At 69.7% G+C, this 2,409-nt stretch carries 2 protein-coding genes; both read left to right on the top strand.

The features are described 5' to 3' along the window. On the top strand, nucleotides 1-947 hold a 947-nt coding region (locus AC1D15_RS27200), incomplete at its 5' end, for a MucB/RseB C-terminal domain-containing protein (protein WP_477828462.1). A 59-nt stretch (nucleotides 948-1,006) separates the two neighbouring features. Continuing rightward, on the top strand, nucleotides 1,007-2,409 hold a 1,403-nt coding region (locus tag AC1D15_RS27195), incomplete at its 3' end, for a Do family serine endopeptidase (RefSeq protein ID WP_477828461.1).

Raw genomic sequence — 2,409 nt, 5'->3', positions numbered from 1 at the left:
GTGCGCTGGTCAGCGGCGACCCGCTGGTCGAGGCGCGCGAGACTCAGGTCTGGCTCACCCGCATCACCGAGGCGGCGAACAAGCGCAACTTCCAGGGCACGGTCGTCGTCAGCGCCGGCGGCACGGTGGCGAGTTCACGCATCGCGCACTTCTGCGACGGCCGCAACCAGTACGAGCGCATCGACTCGCTGGAAGGGCAGATGCGCAACGTGCTGCGGCAGAACGACGTCGTCCACACCGTGTGGCCGCAAAGCCGCGTCGCGATGGTCGAGCAGCGCGATTCGATGAGTTCGTTCCCGGCGCTACTGCAGGCGGGTGCGCAGCATGTGACCGACTTCTACGAGCTCAAGCCGGTGGGCGTCGAGCGCGTGGCCGGCCATGAGGCTAACGTGCTGCAGTTGCGCGCCAAGGACGCGCATCGCTTCGGCTACCGGCTGTGGGCCGAGAAGAACACTGGGCTGCTGCTGCGCACCGAGGTGCTGGGCGAGCATGCCGAGGTGCTCGAGTCGTCGGCGTTCTCCGATGTCAGCATCAACGTCAAGCCGCAAGCGGATCTGATCACGCAACCGCTGCGCAAGCTCGACGGCTACCGCATCGTGCGGCCGCCCGTCACGCCGGCCAGTCTCGAGTCCGAAGGCTGGACGCTGAAGCACGACATTCCCGGCTTCACCCAGGTCAGCTGCGTCAAGCGGCCCTTCGACGGTGCGCTGCGCATCCGCGGCGCCACCGAGCCGGTGCTGCAGGCGGTCTATTCCGACGGCCTGACCTTCGTGTCGGTCTTCATCGAGCCCTTCAATGCCGAGCGTCACCAGCGTCCGATGTCGACCGTGATCGGCGCGACGCAGACGATGATGCGCCGCTACGGCGACTGGTGGGTGACCGTGATGGGTGACGTGCCCACCGCGACGCTGCGGGCGTTCGCGTCGGGGCTGGAACGCAAGAAGTAGCCGGCGGCGTGCGGCTGCACGCGGCGGCCCGTGTGGGTGTCGTCGAGGGAGTGCTCAGCATGCAAGCTGTGATCGATCGGGGCCGGCTCGCGCCGGTGAACGTGCTGCGCCGGCGCAGCACGGTGCGCTCTTGCGCCGCTGCGCTGGGCGCGGGCGCCGTGTTGTTGCTGGTGCAGGCCGCGGGTGCGCAGATCCAGGCCCCCAACCCGGCCCAGAACCCGCCGCAGAGCCCTGCGCCAGGCCAGGCGCAGCCCCTGGCGCCGGTCCAGGTGCTGCCCGACTTCGCCGACCTGGTCGAACGCGTCAGCCCGGCCGTCGTCAACATCCGGACCACCGAGCGCACCTCGGACGCGCCGCGCGGGCCGTTCCGCCGCCGCGCGCCGGCCGTGCCGCAGCAGCCGGGCGAAGAGGTGCCGCGCGGTGAAGGCTCCGGCTTCATCCTCAGTGCCGACGGCTACGTGATGACCAATGCACACGTCGTCGAGGGCGCCACCGAGGTCTACGTCACGCTGACCGACAAGCGCGAGTTCAAGGCGAAGATCATCGGTGCCGACGAGCGCACTGACGTCGCGCTGGTGAAGATCGATGCCACCGGCCTGCCGTCGCTGAAGATCGGCGATGCGGGGCGCTTGCGTGTCGGCGAATGGGTGCTCGCGATCGGCTCGCCGTTCGGGCTGGAGAGCACGGTGACGGCCGGCATCGTCAGCGCGAAGCAGCGGGAGACCGGCTCCGACGTGCCGTTCATCCAGACCGACGTCGCGGTGAACCCCGGCAACTCCGGCGGGCCGCTGCTGAACACCCGCGGCGAGGCGGTGGGCATCAACTCGCAGATCCTCAGCCCGGTCGGCAGCTTCGTCGGCATCTCGTTCGCGATCCCGATCGACGAGGCGATGCGCGTCGCCGACCAGTTGAAGGCCACGGGGCGCGTCGTGCGCGGCTACCTCGGCATCCAGCCGATCGACGTGCCGCGCGAACTGGCCGAGGAATACGGGCTCGCGAAGGGCAAGGCGAAGGGCGCATTCGTGCGCCAGGTGGTCAGCGGCACGCCGGCCGACAAGGCGGGCATCCAGCCGGGCGATGTCGTGATCAGCGTCAACGGCAAGCTGGTCGATGGCGCAGTCGACCTGCGGCGCACGCTGGGCGCGCTGAAACCCGGCACGGCGATCACGCTGCAATGCAATCGTCGCGGCAAGCTGCTCGATTTCAAGACGAGCCTCGCCGAGCTGAATCCGCAAGTGGCGGCAGCGGCAGAGCGACCGGAGGCCCCGATCGAGCCGCGCACGGCCGGCGCCGCCAAAGTCTGGGGATTGAGCGTTGCCAATCTCACCGATGCCGAGCGGCAGGCGCTGCGGGGTGCAAACGGCGTGCGCGTGAGTGCCGTCACCGGAGGCGCGGAAGCAGCGGGCCTGCGCGCGGGTGATGTGATCGTCGCGGTCGGCACGGCCGACGTGACCGACGTGAA

This window comes from Rhizobacter sp. P2_H2 (assembly GCF_056403375.1).
This window is presented reverse-complemented; position numbering and strand designations above follow the sequence as displayed.